The organism is Brevibacillus thermoruber 423 (assembly GCF_000454065.1).
Classification (GTDB): domain Bacteria; phylum Bacillota; class Bacilli; order Brevibacillales; family Brevibacillaceae; genus Brevibacillus; species Brevibacillus thermoruber.
Map to the genome: position 1 here is coordinate 280,696 of NZ_KE695652.1, position 25,907 is coordinate 306,602.

Here is a 25,907-nt window from a genome sequence, read left to right on the forward strand (position 1 = left end):
CGAAAAACTGTCGGGGACTCGACAAAAGAAGAAGGGATGTGCACACATCGTTCGACAGTCTTTGATGGGCGGTTTTGGCTATGATGGCATTGTTGGCAAATGATCCGTCGCCTCCGCCTGTCACGGGCTTGGAGGAATACCGGCAGAAAGGAGCGTTCAACGATGTTGGAACGAATCTTACAGCTTCGATCGCAGTCCATGTCCATCGCGCAAATCGCCAAAGAATGCGGGCTGACCGTGGGCCAGGTGAAATACCGGTTGCAGAAGGGCAGATCGCGCTCCGAGGCCGAACCTGCCGCCAGCCGGAATGCCGCTCCGTCGCAGAACCGACCGGACGACGCGTGGCGGCTGCCGCCGTTTTACGGGCGGGATGTCGTCAAACTGATGGTGCAGGGGCCGACGGTGCTGTTCGTCTATTGGGAGATCACCTGGCCGCGCATGCGGATGGTCGCTTCCTACCTGCAGGCAGATTACCGGCAGATCGACAAGGGGCTGCGTCTCTACGACGTGACCGACCGCTTGTTTGACGGCACCAACGCTCATGGCCACCGGGACGTGACCGTGTCGGACGGCGCCCACTCCTGGTTCGTGCATGACGTCCAGCCGGGGAGGACCTACATCGCCGACTTCGGTCTGTTCCACCGCGAGCGCTTCTATCCGATCCTGCGCTCGGAGCCGGCGGCGACACCGCGCAATCACCCGGCAGCCTGGGGCGAGCCGTTGGTGGAAACGGCCGCTGACACGCGTGTGCCTGCCTGGTTTGAGAACTTTTCCTCCTATTCCCTCTATCCCAAAACGTCAAAATGAGCGAGGTGTCTGTGGTGTCAAACGGTTATCTCTCCCTCGTGCTGCACGCCCATCTGCCTTACGTGCGGGATGGCGAGCGGGACGATCGTCTGGAAGAGCGCTGGGTGTACGAGGCCATGCTCGAGTCGTACATCCCGCTCTTGCTGGTGTTTGACAAACTGCTCGCGGACAGCATCCCGTTTCGCATCACGCTGGCCGTTTCGCCCCCGCTGCTGTCCATGCTTGACGATCCGTTGATCCGGGAGAGGTTCCAGCGCCACCTCGCCAAAACGGTCGAGTTGGCCGGAAAGGAATGCAGGCGGACGAGCGGTAGCCCGGAGGAGCACCGCGTGGCGAAGATGTATCTGCGGCGCTTTCGGGAGATCGCCGCGTACTGCCGCAAGTGGGATTATGCGCTGATTCCCGCCTTGAAACGGCTGCAGGATAGCGGCTTCGCGGAGCTGATCACCTGCGCCGCGACTCACGCGTTTCTCCCCTTTGTGGAGACGGAAGAGGCGATCCGGGCCCAGCTCATGGTGGGGATTGATACGCATGAGCGCATTCTCGGCCGCCGTCCCGCGGGAATCTGGCTGCCTGAGTGCGGCTATACCCCGGGGCTGGACCGCCTGCTGAAAGAAGCGGGCATCCGCTATTTTTTCACCGACAGCCACACGGTTCGCCACGCCACCCCCCAGCCGCGGCGGGGGCTGTTCGCGCCGCTTTTGACTCCGTACGACGTGGCCGCCTTTCCGCGCGATGAAGAGGCATCGCGTCAGGTGTGGAGCTCCGTCATCGGCTATCCCGGGGATTACGATTACCGGGAATATTACCGGGACATCGGGTTTGACCTGGACTGGGCGTACATCGCTCCGTACGTTCATCCCGAGGGAATCCGCGTACATACAGGCCTCAAGTACCACCGGATCACCGGGCGGGGCGTGCCGAAAGCCATTTACGATCCCGACCGGGCGAGGGAGAAGGCGGCCGTTCACGCCGGTCATTTCCTTGCCAGCCGGGAGGCGCAGGCGGTGCAGGCAGCCGAATGGCTGGATCGCCCTCCGTTGATCACGGCCACGTACGACGCCGAACTGTTCGGCCACTGGTGGTACGAAGGGCCGCAATTCCTCGATTTTCTGCTGCGCAAGACGGCCTGCGATTCACAGGTGATCAGCCTGACCACGCCGTCCGCCTACCTGGACGACTATCCCCAGATCGACCGCGGCCGTCTGCCGATGTCGTCCTGGGGGCGAAACGGCTACGGCGAAGTCTGGCTCAACGAGCAAAACGGCTGGATCTACCGCCACCTGCACCAGGCCGAGCGGGAGCTGATCGAACTGGTGGAAGAGACCCACGACGATCATGAGGCCCGTCCGCTGCTGCGGCGCGGACTGCAGCAGGCGGCCCGGGAGCTGATGCTGGCGCAGAGCAGCGACTGGGCGTTTATCATGGACGGACAGACAGTGGTGGACTACGCCGTCCGCCGCACCCACGACCATCTGGCCTGCTTTCGCGAGCTGATGGAGCAGATTCGGGCGGGGACGATCGATCCCGAACGTCTGGCCGCAAGAGAGCGGGCGTATCCGCTCTTCCCCGCTGTGGACCTACGGTACTATTTGCCGGCAGGTTCGCATAGAGTGAACGTATCGCGTCAATATGTCGCCGCCGGCAAGGAGCGTGAAGAAGGGCTGCGGGTGCTGATGCTGAGCTGGGAGTTTCCGCCCCGCGTCGTCGGCGGACTGGGCCGGGCCGTGTACGATCTGGCCCGCCATCTGGCGAGGCAGCACGTGGAGGTGCACGTGCTGACAGCCGCACCGTGCACGGCCGCGCAGACGGAGCTGGTGGACGGGGTGCGTGTCCATCGGCTCAACACCTACGTTCCAGGAGAGCAGAGCGATTTTCTCGACTGGGTATTTCAGCTCAACCTGGCCATGACGGACGCGGCGGAACGGTTGGTGCGGCAGGGCTTTCGGCCCGATCTCATCCACGCGCACGACTGGATGGTCGGATGGGCCGCGCTGGAGCTGAAACAGCGCTTTGAGCTGCCGTTGGTGACGACGATCCACGCGCTGGAGCACGGCCGTCACCAAGGGATTCACACCCCGCTGCAGCAGCGGATTCACGAGCGGGAAGAGAACCTCTCCGCCGCATCCGACCGCCTCATCGTGTGCAGCCGCTACATGGCCGGGGAGGTAAACAGGCTGTTTGGCGTACCGCAAGAGCGTATCGACGTGATCCCCAACGGTGTCGAATGCCCGCCGGCCGCGACAGCGGATGAAGAGGAGCGGATGCGCGGCGTGCGGGAGGAACTGGGGCTGGGAACGGGACCGGTGATCATGTTTGTCGGCCGGATGGTGCGGGAAAAAGGGGTTCACCTGCTGCTGGAGGCGGCCCCTCGCGTTCTGCACGATCATCCGGAAGCCGTCTTCGTCCTGGCGGGAAAAGGGCCGATGCTGGAAGAGTGGCGGCAGACGGCGGAGCAGCGGGGGCTGTCGTCTCGCGTCCGGTTTCTCGGCTTCGTCGACGACGTCCGCCGCAATCTGCTCTTCCGGCTGGCTGCCGCAGCCGTTTTTCCCAGCTTGTACGAGCCGTTCGGGATCGTGGCGCTGGAGGCCATGTCGCTGGGGACGCCGGTGATCGCGGCCGATACGGGAGGCTTGCGGGAAATCGTCCGCCACGGCGAGAACGGGCTCACCTTTTACACCGGCAACGCCGATTCGCTCGCCGATCAGTTGTGCTGGCTCCTGCACCGCCCCGATGAACGCGGGCGGCTGGTCCGCCTGGCGCGGGAGGACATCCTGCGTCAATACGAATGGAACCGGTTGGCGCTTCAGACGCTGGATTTGTATCGTTCGTTGGGTTCAGCCTTGGCAACTTCGATCTGACCGAGAGGAGGAACGGTTGATGAAAGCAGTGATCATGGCTGGCGGCAAGGGAACCCGCCTGCGCCCGTTGACGGTCCATACGCCCAAACCGATGGTGCCGCTGTTAAACCGGCCCTGCATGGAATACACGATCCACCTGCTGAAACGCCACGGGATTACGGACATCGCGGTCACGCTGCAGTACCTCCCCGATGCCATCCGCAGCTACTTTGGCGACGGTTCGCGCTTCGGCGTCTCGCTTACCTATTTCGAAGAATCGACGCCATTGGGTACGGCGGGCAGCGTAAAGAACTGCGCCGATTTCCTGGATGACCGGTTCCTTGTGATCAGCGGAGACACCTTGACGGACATCGATTTGACGGAAGCTGTCCGCTTTCACGAGCGAAACGGCGCCCTGGCCACGCTGATCCTGACCAGAGTGGAGACGCCGCTGGAATTCGGCGTCGTCATGACGGATGAGAGCGGACGAATCGCCCGGTTCCTGGAAAAGCCGAGTTGGGCCGAAGTGTTCAGCGATACGGTCAACACCGGCATGTACGTCTTTGAACCCGAGGTGCTTTCCTATATAGAGGAAGAGAGGGAAGTGGATTTCAGCAGAGAGCTGTTTCCCGCCTTTTTGGACGCGGGTCTGCCGCTGTTCGGCCACACGGCGGAGGGCTACTGGTCGGATATCGGGTCGCTGGAGGTGTACCGGCAGGCACAGGCTGACATGCTGGACGGACGGGTGCGGGTGGAGATTGACGCGCGCGAGATCGCCCCTCGCATCTTCCTCGAAAACCACGTGCGGATTGATTCGTCGGTGCGGCTGGAAGGGCCTGTGTACATCGGGGAAAACGTCCATCTGCAGACGGGTGTGTCGGTCGGCGCCTACTCCGTGCTGGGCAGCCATTCGGTCATTTCCGCCGGGACGAGGCTGGGGCAGTCGATTTTGTGGGAAAACGCCTTCGTCGGCCAGCGGGCGGAACTGACGGGCGCCACACTGGGCCGCAACGTGAGCGTCGGTCCGTGCGTCCTGCTGGGCGAGGGCGCGGTCATCGGCAACCACTGCCGGATCGGCGCCAAGGCGGTGGTAAAAGACGGGGTGAAGATCTGGCCCCACAAGGAAATCGGGGAAAGCGCCAACGTGCACACGTCACTCATCTACGGGGCGAAGCAGTCGAAACACCTGTTCGGCAGCCACGGCATCAAAGGGCTGGGCAATGTGGAGATCACGCCGGAATTCGTGACCCGGCTGGCTGCCGCATACGCCTATCTGCTCAAACCGGGCAGCCGGATCGCCCTGTCCGCCTGCGCCCATCCGTTTGCCCAACTGCTCAAGCACAGCATCATGACCAGTCTCTGCTCGTCCGGGATCCACACGATCGACATCGGCATCTGCATCGCGCCGGTAAACCGGTACGGCGTCCGCCGGTTCCAATGCCAGGGCGGGATCCACATCCACATGGCCGAACCGGCCGAGGAGAAACAGGTGGTGATCCAGTTCGTCGACCACCTGGGGCTGCCGGTCTCCCGCGATTGGGAGCGGAAAATCGAAACCGCCTACTGGCAGGAGACGTATGTCCGTTCGCTTCACCACCTGGGCGAACTGCACGTGGAGCACCAGGTGCAGGAGGCCTACACGCGGGAGCTCCTGGAGCAGATCGACGCGGCGCCGATTCAGCGCCGGGGGTTCAAACTGCTGGTCGAGTGCGAGACCCGCTTCCTGCCGGCGTTTCTGGCTCCGCTGTTTTGCGCGCTGGGCGTGACCGCCGTGTACGGCGCCGTCGCGGAAGGGGTCGGCAGGCACGGTGTCGATCTGGCAGTCCGCCTGCACAAAAACGGCGAGCAGTTCGAGCTGTTCACGGAAACAGGGGAGCGGCTTTCGCCGGAACAGCTTCTGGCGCTGCAGCTCCTCGCATGCCGGGGGCATCGGCGGCAGATCGGCCTGCCGGTCAGCGCGCCGGAAGAGGTGGAGCACCTGGCCCGGCTGATGCAGGTGGACGTGGTCCGCACCAAGCTGTCGCCGCGCGCGATGATGGAGGTATCGCCGGACGAGCGGTTCCATCCGCTGTTTGACGCGGTCTTCAGCCTGGTCGGCATCCTCGCGTACCTGTCCCGGGAAGAGCAGCCGCTCAGCCGGTTGGCCGCTCAGCTCCCGGCATGCCACATGGACAAAACGACGGTGTTTTGTCCGTGGGCATGGAAGGGAAAAGTGATGCGTAAAATGTTGGAGGAACACAAAGGCAAGCCGCTGGAGTTGGTGGACGGCATCAAGGTGTACGACGCCCACGGCTGGGTGCTGATCCTGCCGGATACGGAAGATTCCCACGTCAATATCATTTCGCAGGGCGTGACGGCGGAAACGGCGGCCACCCTCGCCGCTTCGTTCGCCCGGCGGATCGCGGAGTTCCAGTCCCGATAACGCGCGTTCCGCTTTCGGGAGCCTTCTCGTGAAGTTTTTTCAGATCGGAAGGGACGTGACATCATGCCAAGACCGCTTGTGGTGGGCAACGGAAAGCTGCTGATCAACTTTGACGACAGACTGCACATGCGCGATCTCTTCTATCCGTACGTCGGGGAACTGAATCACGTGGGCGGTCATTTCTGCAAGCTGGGCATCTGGGTGCAGGGGCGGTTTTCCTGGCTGGATGAAGAGGGCTGGGTGCGCAAGCTCGGCTACCGCAACGAGTCGCTCGTGACCGACGTCACCGCCCGTCACGAGCAGTTGGGGCTTACGCTATGCATCGCGGACGGCGTGCATCAGCGCGACCCGATTTACTTAAAACAGGTCCGTGTCCGCAACCACTTCGCGGAGACGCGGGAAGTGCGCCTGTTCTTTCATCACGACTTCAGCCTGAACGAGACCGAAGTGGGGGATACGGCCGTGTACGATCCCCTGCTTCACACCGTGTACCATTACAAGCGCAGCGTCTACATCATGATGAACGGCCGGACGGCGGAGGACGGCATGTTCCAGTACAGCGTGGGCATTAAGCGGTTCAATTACGCGGAAGGGACCTGGCGGGACGCGGAGGACGGGCTGCTGGAAGGAAACACGATCGCGCAGGGCTCGGTGGACAGCACCGTTTCGTTCCGCCTCGTGCTGGAGCCGCTGGAAGAGCAGACGCTGTACTATTGGATGTGCGTCGGCGACACGTACCCGGCGGTCAAGGAATTGAACCAGTACGTGCTGGACAGCGGAGCGGACCGCCTGCTGGCGCGGGTAGACGTCTACTGGCGGCGCTGGGTGAACAAGGAGGAGCGGAGCTTTGCCGACCTGCCCCCTGAGGTGGTCCGCCTGTACAAACAGAGCCTGTTGATCATCCAGACGCAGATTGATCAGCACGGCGCCATTCTGGCCGCCAACGACTCGGACATCCTGCAGTACAACCGCGACCATTACAGCTACATGTGGCCGCGCGACGGGGCGCTGGTCGCCTGCGCAATGGCCCGGGCGGGATACAGCGGGACGGTGGCGCCGTTTTTTCGCTTTTGCCGGGACGCATTGACGGACGACGGCTATCTGCTGCACAAGTACAACCCGGACGGTTCCGTCGGTTCGAGCTGGCACCCGTATGTCCGGGACGGGGAGCACCAGCTTCCCATCCAGGAAGACGAGACGGCGCTCGTCCTCCACGCGCTGTGGGAGATGTACCGCTGCGGCAAGCAGATCGAGTTCTGCCAGCGGCTGTATCCCTCGCTGGTCAGGCCGGCCGCCCGTTTTTTGCTGTCCCATCTCCATCCCGAATGGCAGCTTCCTCTCCCCAGCTACGATTTGTGGGAGGAGCGCAGAGGGATCTTTACCTTTACCAGCGCCGCCGTCTACGCCGGACTCAAGGCGGCGGCCCGGTTTGCCCAGTTGTTTGGCGACGACCACCGCTTCCAGCGCTACGACGAAGGGGCGGAGCGCGTCCGTTCGGCCATGCTGCAGCATTTGTACGACCCGGACCTCGGCCGGTTTTTGCGCGGGGTGTACGTGCGGCCGGACGGAAAGCTGGAAAAGGATGAGACGGTGGAAAGCAGCCTGTTTGGGCTGTTTGCCCTGGGCGTACTGCCGGCCGACGATCCCCGGGTGGTCAGCACGATGGAGGCGGTCAAGCACAGACTGCGGGTGGATACGCCGGTGGGCGGAATCGCCCGGTACCAGGGAGATCCGTATTTTCGCAAGGCCCACGACACGGCCAGGGTGCCGGGAAACCCCTGGATTATCTGCACGCTGTGGGTAGCCGATTGGGAGATTGAGAAAGCGCGGTCGCTGGAAGAACTGGGCGAAGCGAGGGAGCGGCTCGCCTGGGTGGTGCGGCACGCGATGGAGAGCGGCGTGCTGTCGGAGCAGTTGGACCCGTACACCGGCGAGCCCGTCTCCGTCGCGCCGCTCACCTGGTCGCACGCCACCTTTGTCGCCACGGTGCTGCGTTACGTGGACAAAGCAACCGAGATCCGGCAAAGAGAGGAGAGGTGAATCGCAGTGAACGACATCCGCTTTGGCACGGACGGCTGGCGCGCCATCGTCGCCGATCAATTCACGGTGGAAAACGTGCGCGTCGTCGCCCAGGCCATTGCTGCCTATACCAGGGAGATCGGCCATCAGGAACAAGGCATTATCATCGGTCATGACACCCGCTTTTTGGGCCGCCGCTTCGCCGAGACGGTGGCAGGCGTGCTGGCCGCCAACGGCATTCGCGTCTATCTGGTCAACGAAGCGGCGCCGACGCCGGCCGTCGCGTTCGGCGTCAAGCATTTTGCCGCCAGCGGCGCGGTGATGATCACCGCCAGCCACAACCCCCCCGAGTACAACGGGATCAAGTACATTCCCGACTATGCGGGACCGGCCGCTCCGCAGATCACCGGCAGGCTGGAAGAGCTGATCCGGGCGGTCCAGGAGGCGGGCGGCGTCCGGGACATCTCGCTGGAAGAAGCCAAGGCGCGCAGGCTGCTGCAGGTGATCGTGCTGCGTCCGCACTACGAGGCGCACCTCAGGCGAATGGTCCACCTGGACGTTCTGAAACAATCACCGCTCCGGGTCGTGATCGATCCCATGCACGGCGCCGGGATTGGCTACGTAAGCGGACTGCTGGGAGAAGCGGGGGTGGAAACGGTCAGCATCCGCGAGACGGCCGACCCGTTTTTTGGCGGCAGCCTGCCGGAGCCGAACGATCACCATCTGTCCTTGTTGAAGCGGGAGGTCGTCGACCGGCAGGCCGACCTGGGGTTGGCCAACGACGGAGACGCGGACCGCTTCGGCGCCGTTGACCGTTTCGGCCGGTACGTGCCGCCCAACGCCGTGCTCGCCCTGCTGACCCGCCACCTGGTGAAAAACAGGAGGCTGCGCGGCCGAATCGTGCGCACCGTGGCGACCACCCACCTGTTGGACCGGATGGCGGCCCGGTACGATCTGGACCTGGTGGAGACGCCCGTCGGGTTCAAGTACATCGGCGCCCAGATGCTGCGGGGAGACGTGCTGATCGGCGGCGAGGAGAGCGGCGGAGCCAGCATCCTCGGCCACATCCCGGAAAAGGACGGCATCTTGATCAACCTGCTTTTGGCGGAGATGTGCGCCTGGGAAAAGAAAGGCATCGACCAGATTTTTCAGGAGGTCTGCGACGAGTTTGGCGAGCTGTTTTCGACGCGGCTGGACATCCGTCTGCCGGAAAAAGACCGCTGGATGCAGCAGATGCTGGCGGTGCCGCCCGGCCAGGTGGGGCCGTTTGCGGTGCGGGAAATCAACCGCATGGACGGCATCAAGCTGCTGCTCGACGGCGGCCATTGGGTGCTGATCCGCCCGTCCGGGACAGAGCCGCTCATCCGCATCTACTGCGAGGCGGCGAACGCCGCCGCTTTGGAGAAGATCAGGGAGGCCGTTCAGGACTGGTTTATCGAGATCAACGCGTAACGAACGGGACCCCCCTCCGGCCTCGCCGGAACGGAAACGCGTTTGCGGGGGAAAAATGGTGAAAGGCCGCCTCCAAGCCTGGCCCATGCGGCTTGGAGGCGGCTCTTGCTGCTGCTCGAACCTTTCCTAGGATTTCAACAACAAATAGAGAAAATAGGGGGCACCCAGTAATGCGGCCATGATGCCAGCCGGAATGCCATCCGGATCGAGCAGATGGCGGCCGGTCGTGTCTGCAAGCAGCAGCAGCCATCCGCCGAGCAGGACGCTGACGGGGATCAATACGTGATGGCGGGGTCCCACCAGGGCTTTTGCCATATGGGGCGCCATGAGGCCGATAAAGGCAATGCCTCCTGTGACAGAAACGGCGAAAGCGGCAAGCGCCACAGCGGTCAGCAGGGCTCCGACAAACGCGACAAAGGGAAGCGCAAAGACAAACGTATCGGCCTTCACAGGGAAGAACAAAAAGAAGACGGCGATCGCCACGCCGGCCCCCGCATTGATTCCGACGATGCCGGGATCAGCCAGATCGTTGCGCGTGATGCCTTGCAAGACAGCGCCGGACAGCGCAAGGGCCATACCTGCCAACAGGGTGATCACCATGCGCGGCAGGCGGATGTCCCGGATGACGGAGAGTTTCTCTCCCGCAGCGTCAGAAACAAGGGACAGCCAAACATCGCGGAGTGTGGTGTCCGCTGCCCCGTACGCCATCGCCACTGCAAACATCGCCAGCAGTGACAGGATGCCCGCAATCAGTTTGTATCCGAATGGGATGGACCATTGCTTGTCTTTCGTCATCAGTCTCTCATCTTTTCTTTCGTGGAGGAGTTAGCTGCCGAGAAAGCTTTTGATAAAGAAGTCCAATTGGAATTCCAACGTCAAGGGATCATTGAAGTAGAACTCTTTCGCATTCACTTCAAAAACGCGGTGCTTTTTCACAGCCGGCATGTTTTTATACGTGTCGGTTTCCTGAAAGGAGTTGTCGGCCTCCTTGTTCTTGCTCACAATCAGATAATCTCCGGCAAACTCCGGGAGAACTTCCGGAGAGAGGGCGAAGTAGCCGTTTTTCAGCGCCGTTTCCTTTACCTTTTCAGGCATGCGCAGTTTCATTTCCTGGTAGAGGATCTCGGTGCCGCGGCCCCAGTTGTCGCCGAACACGTAAAGCTGCTTGTCAAAGTTTTCGATGACGGAAACGGTTGCGTTTTCCCCGATTTTTGCCCGGATGTCTGCTCCGGCCTGCTGCGCACGCTTTTTGAAATCGTCAATCCAGGCGCGTGCTTCCTTTACTTTGTTTAACAGCTTCCCGATCTGGTGCTGTGTCAGGTAATCCACTTTTCCGTATGTGTATGTCACGGTAGGGGCAATTTTGCTTAACTTCTCAAGATTTTTCGTGTTTGACAATCCGATGATCAAATCGGGCTGTAATTCGATGTTTTTTTCCAGATTTTCATCCGATACTTCGGCTGCATCTTTCAATTTGTCTTGAAAACGCGGGTTCATTTTCGACCACGAATCCACGCCGACAAGATTGACGCCCAAAGCCATGACGTTGCCGGCGAACGATGACAGCACGACCACGCGCTTGGGGGTGGCGGGAACTTCGATGGGGCCGTTTTCCGATTGGTATGTAAACGTGCCGGAGTTGTCTTCCGGTGAAGCCGGTTGGTTCCCTTGTCCTGTCGGGTGGCTGCTGCAAGCGCTGATTACGAGAGTGAACAGCAGCAGGATGGAAAGAAGGATGTTTTTCATGCCGCATTCTCCTTTGGCTACGTGGTAGGTGATGCGCACGGGCCGATGCTTGTTCCGCCGAAACGACCGGACCCGCGCCGATTTCCGACAAGCATCGGAAGTCTTTGATAATGATTATCAATGTCGTTTCCTGCGTCCAACGTTTTCGTTTGTCAATCACTTGCCGCGGTTGCCTAATTTTCTGGTTTTGCTAGAATCAAAAAGAAGAAACCCTTCCGTGACGAAAGAAGTGGACACATGCGCATCCATCGAGACGTGTTGGACCCGTTCTTGCGGGACGTAAAACTGGAAAGCCGTTCGCCGGACGACCCGGTCATCGTTCTGCACACGCCGTACCCGTGGGAGTTGGTGGGGACGGGCAACTACGCGGCGGTGTTCGCCCATCCCGACTACCCGGACGTGGTGGTGAAGCTGTACGCGCCGGGTCGTCCCGGTTGGGAACAGGAAGTGGACGTGTACCGCAAGCTGGGGGAGACCCGCTCGTTTCCCGTCTGCTATCAGGCGGAGCCCTGCTACCTGGTGCTGAAGCGGATCAACGGCATTTCCCTGTTTGACTGCCTCCGCTACGGCATCCCGATCCCGCCGCAGGTGATCGAGGACGTGGAGGAGGCGCTTGAGGAAGCCCGGTCCAAGGGGCTGTTTCCCCACGACGTGCACGGCAAAAACGTGCTGATGGATCAGGGGCGGGGCTATCTGATCGACGTGTCCGACTACTACAAAAACATACCGGACAGCAAGTGGCGCGACCTGCGGCGAGCGTACTACAAGATTTACCTGCCGTTTCTCAAGGACCGCGGCTGGAAGATCCCGCTCTGGGTGCTGGATGGCGTGCGCAAAGGGTATCGGTACTACAAGAAGCTGTCCCGCCTCTTTAGGTGAGCGGGCGAAAACGCACCGGTCCACGGGGAGCGGCGGTCGTTTCATTGTTTCGGAAGCGGCGCTGTGGTATCATCTTCTGTTGACGTCATGTTGTTGTTGGCTGACTGAGTCGGAGTAAGGAGGACCCCATCGATGTACTTTCTCATTGCTGCAGCCATTGTCGCGCTCGACCAATGGACCAAGAACCTGGTGGTGACACGGATGGAGCTGGGGCAGTCGATTCCCCTGATTCCGGACGTGTTTCACCTCACGTCCCATCGGAACATGGGAGCGGCATTCGGCATCCTGCAAAACCAGCGGTGGCTGTTTGTGATCATCACGATTGCCGTCGTGATCGGCATCCTGGTGTCGCTCGTCCGCATCGGCAAGCGGCAGCCGCGCGTGTCGCTCGCGCTTTCGCTGGTGTTGGGCGGGGCGATCGGCAATTTCATCGACCGCGTCAGCACGGGCCAGGTGGTCGATTTTCTCGATTTTACCCTGATCAACTTTCCGATTTTCAACGTAGCCGATATGGCCATTACCATCGGCGTCGCCCTGCTGCTGCTGGACGTGCTGCTGGAGGGCAGGCGCAAGACGGAGTAAGCCGTAAATGGAACGAGTGTTTTTGGACGATACTAGCGGTACTACTTACGAGGAGACAGAGATGAACGACACGCAGTTGTTTGAACGGTACGACTGGACCGTTGAGCCTGCCGACGCGGGCGAGCGGATCGACAAATTCGTCGCGATGCAAAACGAAGACTGGTCCCGGTCGCAAGTGCAAATCTGGATCAAGGAAGGCCGAGTGTCCGTCAACGGGGAGCCGGTGAAAAGCAACTACAAGCTGGCGGCGGACGACGAGATTACGTTGCGGGTCCCCCCGCCGAAGGAAATGGAGATCGCGCCGGAGCCGATGCCGCTCGACATCGTCTACGAAGACGCCGACGTGATCGTGGTGAACAAGCCGCGCGGGCTGGTGGTCCATCCCGCCCCCGGACATTACAGCGGCACGCTGGTCAACGGCCTCTTGGCCCACTGCAAGGACCTGTCGGGGATTAACGGTGTGCTTCGGCCGGGCATTGTCCACCGCATCGACAAGGACACCTCCGGCCTGCTGATGGTGGCCAAGAACGACAAGGCGCACGTCAGCCTCGCCCGGCAGTTGAAAGAGCACAGCGTCAACCGCAAATACGTGGCCATCGTGCACGGGGTCATCCCGCACGAAATGGGCACGATCGACGCGCCGATCGGCCGGGATCCGAAAAACCGGCAGCAAATGGCCGTCGTCTTTGAAAACAGCAAACCGGCCGTCACCCATTTTGTCGTGCTGGAACGGTTCAAGGCGTTTACCCTGGTGGAACTGAAGCTGGAGACGGGGCGCACCCACCAGATCCGGGTGCATATGAAATACATCGGCTATCCGCTGGCGGGCGACCCCAAGTACGGGCCGAAAAACACGCTGGAGCTGGACGGCCAGGCGCTGCACGCGAAAACGCTGGGCTTCGACCATCCGCGCACGGGCGAGCGGCTGGAGTTTGAAGCGCCGCTGCCGCAGGATCTGCTGGACGTGATTCACCAACTGCGGCAGGCCTGACACATCACACGCACATAAAACGGTTGGACTGGAAAAACGCTAGGGAGGTACCACGGACATTCCCTGGCGTTTTTTGTTGGCGGACGAAACGTTTCCACGCCGGGAGCGTCATACCAACGACGAGGTGAAAAAAGGAGGAAGACCCGTGTGGACGATGTTGAAACAAGCGGCATGTGCAGCGGCGCTGACGGCGTCGGTGATGACCGCATCCGTGCAGGCGGTATCGGTTCAGTCTTCGCCGGTGCAGGGGTTGGCCCCGTCCTCGCCGATGCAGGGCTCGGCTCCGGCGTCATCGCTGCAGGCGTCCCCGACAGCGGTTGGAGGCGTGCAGCAGGGGGAGCGGGCCGTGCGGGCGGACGCCCCGCAGCGCGTCAGCCAGGCCGCGGTTCCGGCGACGATCGCGTTTACCAACAACGCTCATCTGTGGATCCTGGACGCCAGCCGGGCCGACGCCGTGCCCCGGCAGGTGACGGCGCAGGGCAAAGCGGAGATCGCCGGGTGGTCGGCTGACGGCCAATGGCTGCTCTACCTGCAGTACGACAGGGCGGACGATTATTCGTCCCCGGCCTACCTGTGGGCGGTGAAGGCGGATGGCACCAGCGCGTTTCGGGTGGATGAGCGGCCGATCCTGGACCAGCCGAAGTGGTCCCCCGTCTCCCGCACCTTTGCCTACAGGGTCAACGCGGCCGGAACAGGGGAGCAACGGAAGCCGGTGCTGGTGGTGGCGGAAATGGCCGGGGAGAAAGCGGTCGTCGTCGGCAGTTGGACGACCGATCTGGCCGATTTTGCCTGGATGCCGGACGGCAGGAGCCTGCTCGTGTCCGTGCCCGCCGCTTCGGGGCGGCCGATGACGCTGCAGCTTACCGATCTGGCGGGCAATCGGCTGGCCGCCTACCCGCTTGCCGAACCGCCCAATGTGGAAGAAGGCATCTATCCGTGGGCGGCTGACGGGCTGACGGTCGCTCCCGACGGCAAGCGGGTGGCCTACTACGTGCGGGTGTCCTCCGCTTCGCTCTCCGCTGACGGCGTGGCGATTCAGATGTTTGACCTGACACAGCCCGCCCGCAAACCGGTGGACATCGGCAGCGGTTTGGCGTACCCGGAGTGGCTGGCCTGGTCGCCGGACAGCAGCCTGCTGGCGTTTATCGACGGCAGCGATCGCATGGCCACCCACAACAAGCGCGTGACGCTCGCGGATGCGAACGGACGGGTGATTCCGGCAGGGCAGCCGGACAAGGTGGATGCCCTGCCGACGTGGACGGCAGCTGCCCCTTACGCGCTGTACTTTACCCGCGGCGTCGCGAAGGAGTATCAGTACGAGCCGCAAAAGCCGATGGTGCCCGGGCAGCGCATTTGGCGGCGGAGCGCCGACGGCAGTCAGCAGGCCGTGACGCAGGGGACGGACAAGACGGCCGATACCTTTCCCGCCCTGTCGCCGGACGGGAACGCCCTGCTGTTTGTCCGGCTTGATGCTGCCGAACACGGCTCTCTCTATCTGAAAACGGGCAGCGAAAGCGAAGTGGAACTGCTCCGGCACGTGACGGGGGACATCGGGTATTACGGCAACTACCTGCCGCCGTGGATCCGCGTTTTCTGGAAAGAGCAAAAACCTCATTGACACCGGTCCCGATTCGTGCCATAATTCGAACTGACGAAGGGAACCTTTAAATCCAGTCCCGTGAGGCTGGCAAGGGCACGGATACGAAGAGACGGCGGGAAAAGGGCGAACCAACCCTTTTGCCTGTCATCGGCCTGTGGCTTCTTGTCGCCTGACAAGAAGCCTTTTTTTGTGCCGCAGGAGAGACAAGCCGATTTCTTGGAGGAGGAAGCGCACGTGATCAACAAAAGCGTCATCATGGACGAAGCGGCCATCCGCCGGGCTCTGACACGGATTGCCCACGAAATCATCGAGCGGAACAAAGGGGTGGAAGACTGCATCGTCGTCGGCATCAAGACGAGGGGGATCTACCTGGCGCAGCGGCTGGTGGAGCGGATCGAACTGATCGAAAACGTCAAGGTGCCGGTCGGCCAGTTGGACATCACCTTTTACCGGGACGATCTGCAGCACAAATCGGAAGATGCGGTGCTGCACGGCGCCCAACTGCCCGGTGACATCACCGGCAAGACGGTCATCCTCGTCGACGACGTGCTGTACACCGGGCGAACGGTCCGGGCCGCGCTGGACGCGCTGATCGACAACGGCCGCCCGCGCATGATCCAGTTGGCCGTGCTGGTGGACCGCGGCCACCGCGAGCTGCCGATCCGGCCCGACTTTGTCGGCAAAAACGTCCCCACGTCCCGCTCCGAGATCGTGGACGTGAAGCTGGCGGAAGTGGACGGGATGGACATGGTCACCATCCGCCAATTGATCTGAGACTGAAAAACCGGATACGCCTCTTTAACCGCAATCCCGTGAGGTTGCGAAGAGGTTTACGCGCTTTCCATGCCCGTGGAAGGATGGAAGGAGTATGCCTCTTTGTGCCCGCACAAAGAGGTTTTTTTGTTGGCCGTCACCGGAAAACGCAGGAAAGAGAAAACAAAACGCAGGGGGAGACGATACACATGAGTCAAAAGAACTTTGTCGATGTGCACGAAACGCCGGCGGCTGTCAAGCTGCTGCCGCTCAGCATCCAGCACCTGTTTGCGATGTTCGGCGCGACCGTGCTGGTGCCGATTCTGACCGGCCTGGACCCGGCTACCGCGCTCTTCACCAGCGGGGTGGGGACGCTCCTGTTCCTGCTGATTACCAAAGGCAAGCTGCCCAACTACCTGGGTTCATCGTTTGCCTTTATCGGCCCGATCATCACGGTCAGCCAGGCCTATGGTGTCGGCACCGCGCTGCTGGGCTGCCTCCTCTCCGGCCTGGTCTACGTCATCGTGGCGGCGATCGTGCAGAAGGCCGGCGTCAAGTGGCTGGACCGCGTCCTGCCGCCGGTGGTGATCGCGTCCGTCATCGTCGTCATAGGCCTGAGCCTGTCGGTGGTGGCCGTCGACATGGCGACCAAGGTAACGGTGGACGGCCAGTCGGTCATGTCGCTCACCTCCATCGAAATCTCGCTCGTGACGATGGTGGTGACGGTCTTGGCGGCCGTGATGCTGCGCGGCTTTTTCGCCCTCATTCCGATTCTCATCGGCATCGTTGTCGGGTACCTCTACACGCTCATTCGCCATCCTGACCTGATCGACCTGAACAAGGTGGCCGCAGCGCCCCTCTTTGCCTCGCCGGGCTTCAAGCTGGGGGAAGTGGCCTCCGCGATCGGCGACCCGTCCGCCTGGGTGGCGGCGCTGATCATCGCGCCGGTCGCGTTTGTCACGCTGGCGGAGCACCTCGGTCACCTGCTGGTGACGAGCCGGGTGATGGACCGCGATCTGATGAAAGATCCGGGACTGCACCGCAGCCTGCTGGGGGACGGCGTGGCGACCGCGCTGGCCGCCCTGATCGGCGGACCGCCGGCCACCACGTACGGGGAAAACATCGGCGTGCTCGCCATCACCCGCGTGTTCAGCCGCGTGGTGATCGGGCTGGCGGCGGTATTGGCGATCCTGTTCGCCTTCGTCGGCAAAGTCAGCGCGCTCCTGATGACGATTCCGACGCCGGTGCTGGGCGGCGTCTCCATCATCCTGTTCGGGATCATCGCGGCCCAGGGGCTCCGAATGTACGTGGAAAGCAAAGTGGACTTCTCCAACAAGCGAAACATGATCATCGCCGCCGCGATTCTGGTCACCGGGATCGGCGGTTACAAAATCAGCTTCGAAGGCGTTTCCTTCTGGCAGTCCTTCCTGCACAACCTGACGATTGACAACATCGCCTTTTCCACCTTCCTCGGCATCGTGCTGCACGTGATCCTGCCGGGCAAGGAATCGGCGATGGGGGAAACGCACCGCGAAGAACAAAAGCAAATCGCCTGACACGTTCCGACGACCTTTAAGTCAGTCCCGAGAGGCTGGCAAGGCGGCTGGGCGCTGTTTCACCTGCGCACAGGGAAGCGAATCACAAGCTTCTTGCCTACGCCTGCCTTCACGGCCAGCACGGCAAGAAGCTTTTTTTATCCATACTGCGGACAAAACGGAGGGATTCTCGATGAGCAACGTGACGCACCTGATTGGCATGAAAGAGCTGACAACAGAACAGATCGAGCGGCTGCTGGATCGCGCCCGATACTGGGCGGAGCGGCCCGGCGTGCAGACGGATGCGCTCAAGGGGCGCTTCGTCGCCAACCTCTTCTTCGAGGCCAGCACGAGAACCCGCTTTTCGTTTGAGGTGGCACAAAAGCGGTTGGGTGCGCACGTGCTGAATTTCATCCCGGAAACCTCTTCCACGGTAAAAGGGGAAACGATCTACGACACGCTCCGCACGCTGGAAGCGATGGGCGTGGAGGCGGCGGTCATCCGCACGAAAAAGGACGGCCTGCTTAAGGAACTGGCCGCCGATGTCGGCCTTCATCTGATCAACGCGGGCGACGGCACCAACGAACATCCAACCCAGTGCCTTCTCGACCTCTTGACGATGAAGCAGCAGTTCGGCCGGATCGAGGGGCTGACCGTGGCGATCATCGGCGACCTGCGCCACAGCCGTGTGCTCGGCTCGCATCTGCACGCTCTGCCCAAGCTGGGGGCCAACCTGCTGCTCGCCGGTCCGGCCAGCATGATGCCGCAATCGCAGATCGTGCCGGACGGGGTGAAAACGGTCGGCATCGACGAAGCGGTCCGGACGGCCGACGTGGTGATGATGCTGCGCGTGCAGTTGGAGCGGCACACGGACGCGCTGTTCGTCTCCAAAGAAGAGTACCACCAGGCACACGGGCTGACGCTGGAGCGGGCCAGGATGATGAAGCCGGGGGCGGTGATCATGCACCCGGCACCGGTCAACCGCGGGGTGGAAATCCACAGCGACCTGGTGGAATGCGAGAAGTCGCTGATCAAAAAACAGGTGACCAACGGCGTGGCTGCCCGCATGGCGGTACTGGAAATTGTGCTGAAAGGGAGCGAAATGACATGGGAATCATCCTTGGCAACGGCAAACGCATAAACGAGGCAGGCGAGCAGATCGCCGCCGAAGTGCTGATCGAAGACGGACGCATCGCGGCGATCGCTGAACAGCTCGCGCGTGACGGCCACGAGTGGATCGACTGCAGGGGAGGCCTCATCTCCGCCGGGTTTGTCGACGTCCACGTCCACCTGCGCGAACCGGGTTTTGAGCACAAGGAGACGATTGCGACGGGAGCGCATGCCGCCGTAAAAGGCGGATTTACCACGATCGCCTGCATGCCCAACACCCGCCCTGCCATCGACAGCGTGGAGACGGTCCGCTACATCCTGGACAAGGCGCGGGAAGCGGGCAAGGCGCGCGTGATTCCCTACGGGGCGATTACCGTGCGGCAGCTCGGCAAGGAGCTGACCGACTTCGCCGCGCTCAAGGAAGCGGGGATTTTTGCCCTGACCGATGACGGCGTGGGCGTCCAGTCCAGCGCGACGATGAAGGAAGCGATGAAGCGGGCGAAAGAGCTGGGCCTCTCGATCGTCGCCCACTGCGAAGACGACGACCTGATCACGCCGGGCAGTGCGCTGCACGACGGCGTGGTGGCGGCGCGGCACGGACTGCCGGGCATCCCGTCCGAATCGGAGTCGATCCACGTGGGGCGGGACATCCTGCTGGCGGAGCAGACCGGCGTCCACTACCACGTCTGCCACATCAGCGCCAAGGAATCGGTGCGCCTGGTGCGGGACGGCAAGCGGGCCGGGGTGAACGTCACCTGCGAAGTGACGCCGCACCACCTGCTGCTCTGCGACGAAGACATCCCGGAAGACCTGAACGCGAACTGGAAAATGAACCCGCCGCTGCGCGGCCGCGAAGACCGGGCGGCGCTGATCGCCGGGCTGAAGGACGGCACGATTGACATCATCGCCACTGACCACGCCCCTCACACGGCGGAAGAAAAGGCGAACGGCATCGTGCGGGCGCCGTTTGGCATCGTCGGGCTGGAGACGGCGTTCCCGCTCCTGTACACCCATCTGGTGCTGACCGGCGAGCTGACGCTGAAACGGTTGATTGAGCTGTTGACCGTAAAACCGGCGGCCATTTTCGGACTGCCGTACGGACGCCTGGAAGTAGGCGCTCCGGCCGATCTCACCGTCCTCGATCTGGAGACGGAGCGGACCATTGATCCGAGCACCTTTGCCAGCAAGGGAACCAATACGCCATTTGCCGGCTGGGTCTGCAAAGGATGGCCGACCCTGACGATGGTGAACGGCGCGATCGTACATCGCGAAGCGGAATAAGGATGCGGAATAAGGAGGAAGCGAAGATGCGAGCGAGACTGATCTTGGAAGACGGAACGGAGTGCGTCGGCACCGCCTTTGGGGCGGCGGCGGAGAGCGTGGGGGAGGTGGTGTTCAACACCGGGCTGACCGGTTATCAGGAAGTGCTGTCCGACCCTTCCTACTGCGGCCAGATCGTCACCATGACCTACCCGCTGATCGGCAACTACGGGATCAACCGGGACGATTTTGAGGCGGTGCGCCCCTACATCCACGGGTTCGTCGTCCGCGAGCACTGTGACGCGCCGAGCAACTGGCGCAGCGCCGGGACGCTGGATGAACTTCTGAAGGCGTACGGCATCCCGGGCATCGCCGGCGTCGACACGCGGATGCTGACCCGCAAGATCCGCTACCACGGCACGATGAAAGGGATGATCACCACCAGCGGCGCCCCCCTGTCCGACCTGCTCGACTCGCTCCGCCGCGCTTCCCTGATGACGGACCAGGTGTCCCGCGTCTCCACCCGAAGCGTGTATAGCTGTCCGGGGACGGGGCATCGCGTGTTGCTGGTCGACTTTGGCGCCAAGCACGGAATTTTGCGCGAGCTGACCAAGCGCAACTGCGACGTGGTGGTCGTCCCCTACAACGTGACCGCCACCGAGATTCGCCGCCTGCAGCCGGACGGCATCCTCCTGTCCAACGGCCCCGGCGATCCGAAAGACGTGCCGCAGGCGATCGCGACGATCCGCGAGATTTTGGGCGAGTATCCGCTGTTTGGCATCTGCCTGGGCCACCAGTTGTTTGCCCTGGCGTCCGGAGCGGACACGGTGAAGATGAAGTTCGGCCACCGCGGCGGCAACCACCCGGTCAAGGAGCTGGCAACCGGCCGCACCTACATCACGTCGCAGAACCACAGCTACGCGGTGAAAGCGGAGTCGATTCCGGGAACCGGCCTGGAGATTACCCACGTCGCGCTGAACGACGGCACGGTGGAAGGGCTGTGCAGCACGGCGAAACGGGCCTTCTCCGTGCAGTTCCACCCGGAAGCGGCCCCCGGCCCGTACGACACCGGCAGCCTGTTTGACCGGTTTCTCGAGATGATGGACACCGCAAAGGAGGAGAGGGCACATGCCAAAGCACGCTAACCTGAAAAAAATCCTGGTGATCGGCTCCGGTCCCATCGTCATCGGGCAGGCGGCGGAGTTTGACTACGCGGGCACGCAGGCCTGCCAGGCGCTGAAGGAAGAAGGGCTGGAAGTGGTGCTGATCAACTCCAACCCGGCCACCATCATGACTGACACCAACATGGCGGACAAAGTATACATCGAACCGATCACGCCGGAATTTGTCACCCGCGTCATCCGCCAGGAAAAACCGGACGGCCTCCTGCCGACGCTGGGCGGCCAAACCGGGCTCAACATGGCGGTGGCGCTGGCGGAAGCAGGCGTGCTGGCAGAAGAGAACGTGAAACTGCTCGGCACCAACCTCGACTCGATCAAGCGGGCGGAAGACCGGGAACAGTTCCGCGCCCTGATGAACGAGCTGGGCGAGCCGGTGCCGGAGTCGACGATCGTCAGCACCGTGGAAGAAGCGGTGCGGTTCGCCAGCGAAATCGGCTACCCGATCATCGTCCGTCCGGCCTACACGCTGGGCGGCACCGGCGGGGGCATCTGCGAAGACGAGGAGAGCCTGCGGGAAATCGTGGCGAGCGGCCTGAAATACTCCCCCATCACGCAGTGCCTGGTCGAGAAGAGCATCGCCGGGATGAAGGAAATCGAGTACGAAGTGATGCGCGACGCAAACGACAACTGCATCGTCGTCTGCAACATGGAAAACATCGATCCGGTCGGGGTCCACACCGGCGATTCCATCGTCGTGGCGCCGAGCCAGACGCTGTCCGACCGAGAGTATCAGATGCTCCGCTCCTCCGCGCTGAAAATCATTCGCGCGCTGGGCATCGAAGGCGGATGCAACGTGCAGTACGCGCTCGACCCGCACAGCTTCCGATACTACGTGATCGAGGTAAACCCTCGCGTCAGCCGCTCCTCGGCGCTGGCCTCCAAGGCGACGGGGTACCCGATCGCCAAGATGGCGGCCAAAATCGCCATCGGCTACACGCTGGACGAACTGAAAAACCCGGTAACCGGCCAAACCTACGCCTGCTTCGAGCCGACGATCGACTACGTGGTGAGCAAAATCCCGCGCTGGCCGTTTGACAAGTTCCAGGCGGCCAACCGCAAGCTGGGCACGCAGATGAAGGCGACCGGGGAAGTGATGGCGATCGGCCGCACCTTCGAAGAGTCGATCATGAAGGCGATCCGCTCGCTGGAGATCGGCACCTACCACCTGGAGATCAAGGGCGCGTCCGTGCTGGCCGACGACGAGCTGAAAGCCCGACTGATCGCCGCCGACGACGAGCGCCTGTTCCTCCTGGCAGAGGCGCTGCGGCGCGGCTGGAGCATCGAAACGCTGCACGGCCTGACCAGCATCGACCGGTTCTTCCTGCACAAGCTGCACAAGATCGTCGCCTTCGAAAAGGAACTGGCGGCAGGCCTGACGCCGGAGAAGCTCTACGAGGCGAAGCGGATGGGCTTTACCGACCGGAAAATCGCCGAATTGACCGGCCGGACGGAAGCGGATGTCCGCACCCTGCGGGAAGAGCACGGCTTCAAGCCCGTGTTCAAGATGGTGGACACCTGCGCGGCCGAGTTTGAAGCGCAGACCCCGTACTACTACTCCACCTACGAGCAGGAAGACGAGCGTGTGGAGACGGGCAAAAAGCGCGTCGTCGTGCTCGGCTCCGGCCCGATCCGCATCGGCCAGGGCATCGAGTTCGACTACGCCACCGTGCACGCGGTCTGGGCGCTGAAGGAAGCGGGGTACGAGGCGATCATCGTCAACAACAACCCGGAGACGGTCTCCACCGATTTCAACACCTCCGACCGCCTCTACTTCGAACCACTCTACATCGAAGACGTGATGAACATCATCGACGCGGAACAACCGGAGGGCGTGATCGTCCAGTTCGGCGGACAGACGGCGATCAACCTGGCGGACAAACTGGCTGCCCGCGGCGTGCGCATCCTCGGCACCAGCCTGGAGAACATCGACGCGGCGGAAAACCGCGAAAAGTTTGAAGCGCTGCTCAGAAGCCTCGACATCGCCCAACCGCCGGGCAAAACCGTCACCTCCGTGGAGGAAGCGGTGGTGGCGGCGGAAAGCCTTGGCTTCCCGGTGCTGGTTCGCCCGTCCTACGTCCTGGGCGGCCGCGCGATGGAAATCGTCTACAACCAGACGGAACTCCTGGCGTACATGGAAAACGCGGTGAAGGTCAATCCGGAGCATCCGGTGCTGGTCGACCGCTACATGGTCGGCACGGAGGCGGAGGTCGACGCCATCTGCGACGGCGAAAACGTGCTGATTCCGGGCATCATGGAGCACATTGAGCGCGCAGGGGTGCACTCCGGCGACTCGATCGCGGTGTATCCGCCGCAGTCCCTCTCGCCTGAAATCAAGCAGGAACTGATCGAGATGACGACGAACCTGGCCCGCGCCCTGAAGATCAAAGGGCTGATCAACATCCAGTTTGTCATCTGCGACAACCGTCCGTACGTGATCGAGGTAAACCCGCGTTCGTCCCGGACCGTGCCGTTTCTGTCCAAGGTGACGGGCATCCCGATGGCGAACATCGCGACCAAGGCCATCCTCGGCCACTCCATCGTCGAGCAGGGCTTTACGCCCGGCTGCCATCCGGAAGACGAGATGGTCTCCGTGAAGGTGCCGGTCTTCTCCTTCGCCAAACTGCGCCGCGTCGACATCACGCTGGGGCCGGAAATGAAGTCGACCGGCGAAGTGATGGGCCGCGAGCGGACGCTGGCCAAAGCGCTGTACAAAGGGCTTCTGGCCGCCGGCATGAACATCCCGACGCACGGTTCGCTGCTCGTCACCGTCGCCGACAAGGACAAGGAAGAAGCGCTGGAGATCGTCAAACGCTTCCGCTGCCTGGGCTTTAAACTGCTGGCCACCTCCGGAACGGCGGACTACCTGGAGAAAGCGGGACTGACCGTCACCCGCGTGAACAAGCTGTCCGAGGGCACGCCCAACCTGCTGGACATGATCCACAAAGGGGAAGCGAACATTGTGCTGAACACCCTGACCAAAGGCAAGACACCGCAGCGGGACGGTTTCCGCATCCGCCGCGAAGCCGTGGAAAACGGCGCCGTCTGCCTGACGTCCCTGGACACGGCGAAAGCGCTGCTGCACGTCCTGGAGACGATCACGTTCTCCACGGAAGCGATGCCGTCGCAGCGCACGGGCACCAATCTCGCCGTGCCGGTGTAGACGAGAACAGGACAGAAAGCCCCCTCTGCGGGGACCCGGATGTGGCTTCGCAAGGGGGTAAACACGACGTAGTGTCGCCACTAAGAAGGGAGAGAGCGGTGTGCCGCCACAACCAACCGATATTCGCGAGCGCATGATCGTTGCGCTCGACTTTTCCACGAAAGAGGACGTCACACAATGCCTGGCCCGGCTGGACGGGCTGATCCGCTACGTCAAGGTGGGCATGGAACTGGCCTATGCGGAAGGTCCGGCAATCGTCCACTACCTGAAGGAGCAGGGACTAAAGGTGTTTCTCGACCTGAAGGTGCACGACATCCCCAACACGGCCAAAGGAGCGATGAAAAGCCTAGCCCGTCACGGCGTTGACATGGTCAACGTGCACGCCGCCGGCGGCGTGGCCATGATGGAGGCGGCCCGGGAAGGACTGGAGCAGGGGACGGCGGCCGGTTCCCCCCGTCCGCTGCTGATCGGCGTCACGATGCTCACCTCGACGGGAAAACAGACGATGAACGAGGAGCTGGCGATTCCCGGCGCGGTGGAAGACGTCGTCGTCCATTACGCGAGGATGACCAAGCGGGCAGGCCTGGACGGCGTCGTCGCCTCTCCGCTGGAGGTGCCGATGATCAAGCAGGCGGCCGGAACCGAATTCCTCACCGTCACGCCGGGAATTCGGCCTCTCTGGGCGGAAAAGGGGGACCAGACCCGAATCACGACCCCGGAACAGGCGTTTCAGTTGGGGAGCGACTACATCGTCATCGGCCGGGCGGTCACGGCTTCGCCCGATCCTGCCGCCGCCTGGGAGCGGATCGTGAACGCCGTGCAGGCGGCACAGCACGAAACAACGGACGCGAAGGGAAGAGGATAGGATGACAACCACGACAGCCAAAGAAATTGCGGGACACCTGCTGGAGATCGGCGCGGTTCACCTGCGCCCGGACCAGCCGTATACCTGGACATCCGGCATTAAATCGCCGATCTACTGCGACAACCGGCTCACGATGTCCCATCCGCCGGTCCGCCGCCGGATTGCCCGGGCGTTTGCCGACGTGATCCGCGAGCGTTTTCCGCAGGCGGAAGTGATCGCCGGCACGGCGACAGCGGGCATCCCGCACGCCGCCTGGGTGGCGGAACTGCTGGATCTGCCGATGATCTACGTGCGCGACAAGGCAAAGGGACACGGGAGGCAGAATCAAATTGAAGGCGTGCTTGCCGCAGGTCAGAAAGTGGTGGTCATCGAGGATCTGATCTCCACCGGCGGCAGCTCGCTCAAGGCGGCAAGGGCCGTCCAGTCGGAGGGAGGCGACGTGCTGGGCGTGGCAGCCATCTTCAGCTACCAGTTTCCGGAAGCAGAAGCCCTTTTTACAGAGGAGGGCATCCCGGTCGCGACGCTTTCCCATTACACCGCGCTGCTCGAGACGGCACGCGAGCGCGGCGTCATCACGGCGGAGCAGGAGAGCCTGTTGGCCGACTGGCGCAAAGCCCCCCGCACCTTTTTTGGTTAACTGGTCATGACGCATGCCAGAACAGACTGAATGGAAAGAACCGCTGCAGCTTATCGGCTGTATTTCGT

At 62.3% G+C, this 25,907-nt stretch carries 19 protein-coding genes; 17 read left to right on the plus strand and 2 right to left on the minus strand.

Annotated features, from left to right (window positions below):
• Positions 1–162: 162 nt before the first annotated feature.
• From M516_RS0115925 to M516_RS0115945, 5 genes are all read left to right on the plus strand, one after another.
• Positions 163–807: a DUF4912 domain-containing protein gene (locus M516_RS0115925; RefSeq protein WP_029099997.1), complete on the plus strand. Its 645-nt coding sequence runs from the start codon at positions 163–165 to the stop codon at positions 805–807.
• A gap of 14 nt (positions 808–821) precedes the next feature.
• Entirely contained in the window at positions 822–3,668 is a 2,847-nt protein-coding gene (locus M516_RS0115930) for a 1,4-alpha-glucan branching protein domain-containing protein (protein WP_029099998.1), read from the plus strand.
• 19 nt (positions 3,669–3,687) lie between these two features.
• The gene (locus M516_RS0115935) at positions 3,688–6,069 is read left to right on the plus strand and encodes a sugar phosphate nucleotidyltransferase (protein WP_029099999.1); all 2,382 of its coding nucleotides are present in this window, start codon (positions 3,688–3,690) and stop codon (positions 6,067–6,069) included.
• A 63-nt stretch (positions 6,070–6,132) separates the two neighbouring features.
• Positions 6,133–8,109, plus strand: coding sequence for a glycoside hydrolase family 15 protein (locus M516_RS0115940; protein ID WP_029100000.1), 1,977 nt, complete (start codon positions 6,133–6,135; stop codon positions 8,107–8,109).
• A 6-nt stretch (positions 8,110–8,115) separates the two neighbouring features.
• Positions 8,116–9,540: a phosphoglucomutase/phosphomannomutase family protein gene (locus tag M516_RS0115945; protein ID WP_193746985.1), complete on the plus strand. Its 1,425-nt coding sequence runs from the start codon at positions 8,116–8,118 to the stop codon at positions 9,538–9,540.
• Between the two features lie 126 nt (positions 9,541–9,666).
• Here the strand turns inward: M516_RS0115945 and M516_RS0115950 are convergent, their stop codons facing one another.
• Both M516_RS0115950 and M516_RS0115955 read right to left on the minus strand, forming a co-directional pair.
• The gene (locus M516_RS0115950; RefSeq protein ID WP_051188246.1) at positions 9,667–10,335 is read right to left on the minus strand and encodes a FecCD family ABC transporter permease; all 669 of its coding nucleotides are present in this window, start codon (positions 10,333–10,335) and stop codon (positions 9,667–9,669) included.
• A 30-nt stretch (positions 10,336–10,365) separates the two neighbouring features.
• On the minus strand, positions 10,366–11,286 hold the full coding sequence (locus tag M516_RS0115955; RefSeq protein ID WP_029100003.1) for an iron-hydroxamate ABC transporter substrate-binding protein: 921 nt from the start codon (positions 11,284–11,286) through the stop codon (positions 10,366–10,368).
• 237 nt (positions 11,287–11,523) lie between these two features.
• On the opposite strand from M516_RS0115955, the gene M516_RS0115960 reads away from it, so the two are divergent.
• The 12 genes from M516_RS0115960 to pyrE all read left to right on the plus strand — a co-directional run bounded on the left by M516_RS0115960 (position 11,524) and on the right by pyrE (position 25,839).
• Positions 11,524–12,165 (plus strand): serine/threonine protein kinase, encoded by a 642-nt coding sequence (locus tag M516_RS0115960; RefSeq protein WP_029100004.1) that lies wholly within the window; start codon positions 11,524–11,526, stop codon positions 12,163–12,165.
• Between the two features lie 132 nt (positions 12,166–12,297).
• Complete coding sequence (gene lspA, locus M516_RS0115965) at positions 12,298–12,747, plus strand: signal peptidase II (protein ID WP_029100005.1); 450 nt, start codon at positions 12,298–12,300, stop codon at positions 12,745–12,747.
• A 61-nt stretch (positions 12,748–12,808) separates the two neighbouring features.
• Entirely contained in the window at positions 12,809–13,738 is a 930-nt protein-coding gene (locus M516_RS0115970; RefSeq protein ID WP_029100006.1) for an RluA family pseudouridine synthase, read from the plus strand.
• Positions 13,739–13,883: 145 nt separating this feature from the next.
• The gene (locus tag M516_RS23655; protein ID WP_051188247.1) at positions 13,884–15,356 is read left to right on the plus strand and encodes a TolB-like translocation protein; all 1,473 of its coding nucleotides are present in this window, start codon (positions 13,884–13,886) and stop codon (positions 15,354–15,356) included.
• 216 nt (positions 15,357–15,572) lie between these two features.
• Entirely contained in the window at positions 15,573–16,112 is a 540-nt protein-coding gene (pyrR, locus tag M516_RS0115980; protein WP_029100007.1) for a bifunctional pyr operon transcriptional regulator/uracil phosphoribosyltransferase PyrR, read from the plus strand.
• Between the two features lie 188 nt (positions 16,113–16,300).
• Positions 16,301–17,647 carry a solute carrier family 23 protein gene (locus M516_RS0115985; RefSeq protein WP_029100008.1) on the plus strand — a complete coding sequence of 449 codons (1,347 nt, stop codon included), beginning with the start codon at positions 16,301–16,303 and terminating at the stop codon, positions 17,645–17,647.
• Between the two features lie 172 nt (positions 17,648–17,819).
• Positions 17,820–18,767 carry an aspartate carbamoyltransferase catalytic subunit gene (locus tag M516_RS0115990; protein WP_029100009.1) on the plus strand — a complete coding sequence of 316 codons (948 nt, stop codon included), beginning with the start codon at positions 17,820–17,822 and terminating at the stop codon, positions 18,765–18,767.
• Positions 18,734–20,017: a dihydroorotase gene (locus tag M516_RS0115995; protein ID WP_029100010.1), complete on the plus strand. Its 1,284-nt coding sequence runs from the start codon at positions 18,734–18,736 to the stop codon at positions 20,015–20,017. The genes M516_RS0115990 and M516_RS0115995 overlap by 34 nt, the downstream gene beginning before the upstream one ends.
• Positions 20,018–20,043: 26 nt before the next feature.
• Complete coding sequence (locus M516_RS0116000) at positions 20,044–21,141, plus strand: carbamoyl phosphate synthase small subunit (RefSeq protein WP_029100011.1); 1,098 nt, start codon at positions 20,044–20,046, stop codon at positions 21,139–21,141.
• The gene (carB, locus tag M516_RS0116005) at positions 21,125–24,337 is read left to right on the plus strand and encodes a carbamoyl-phosphate synthase large subunit (RefSeq protein ID WP_029100012.1); all 3,213 of its coding nucleotides are present in this window, start codon (positions 21,125–21,127) and stop codon (positions 24,335–24,337) included. The genes M516_RS0116000 and carB overlap by 17 nt, the downstream gene beginning before the upstream one ends.
• Before the next feature lie 133 nt (positions 24,338–24,470).
• Positions 24,471–25,202, plus strand: a complete 732-nt coding sequence (gene pyrF / locus M516_RS0116010; protein ID WP_035290056.1) for an orotidine-5'-phosphate decarboxylase — start codon at positions 24,471–24,473, stop codon at positions 25,200–25,202.
• Between the two features lies 1 nt (position 25,203).
• Entirely contained in the window at positions 25,204–25,839 is a 636-nt protein-coding gene (pyrE, locus tag M516_RS0116015; protein WP_029100014.1) for an orotate phosphoribosyltransferase, read from the plus strand.
• The last annotated feature ends 68 nt before the right edge of the window (positions 25,840–25,907 follow it).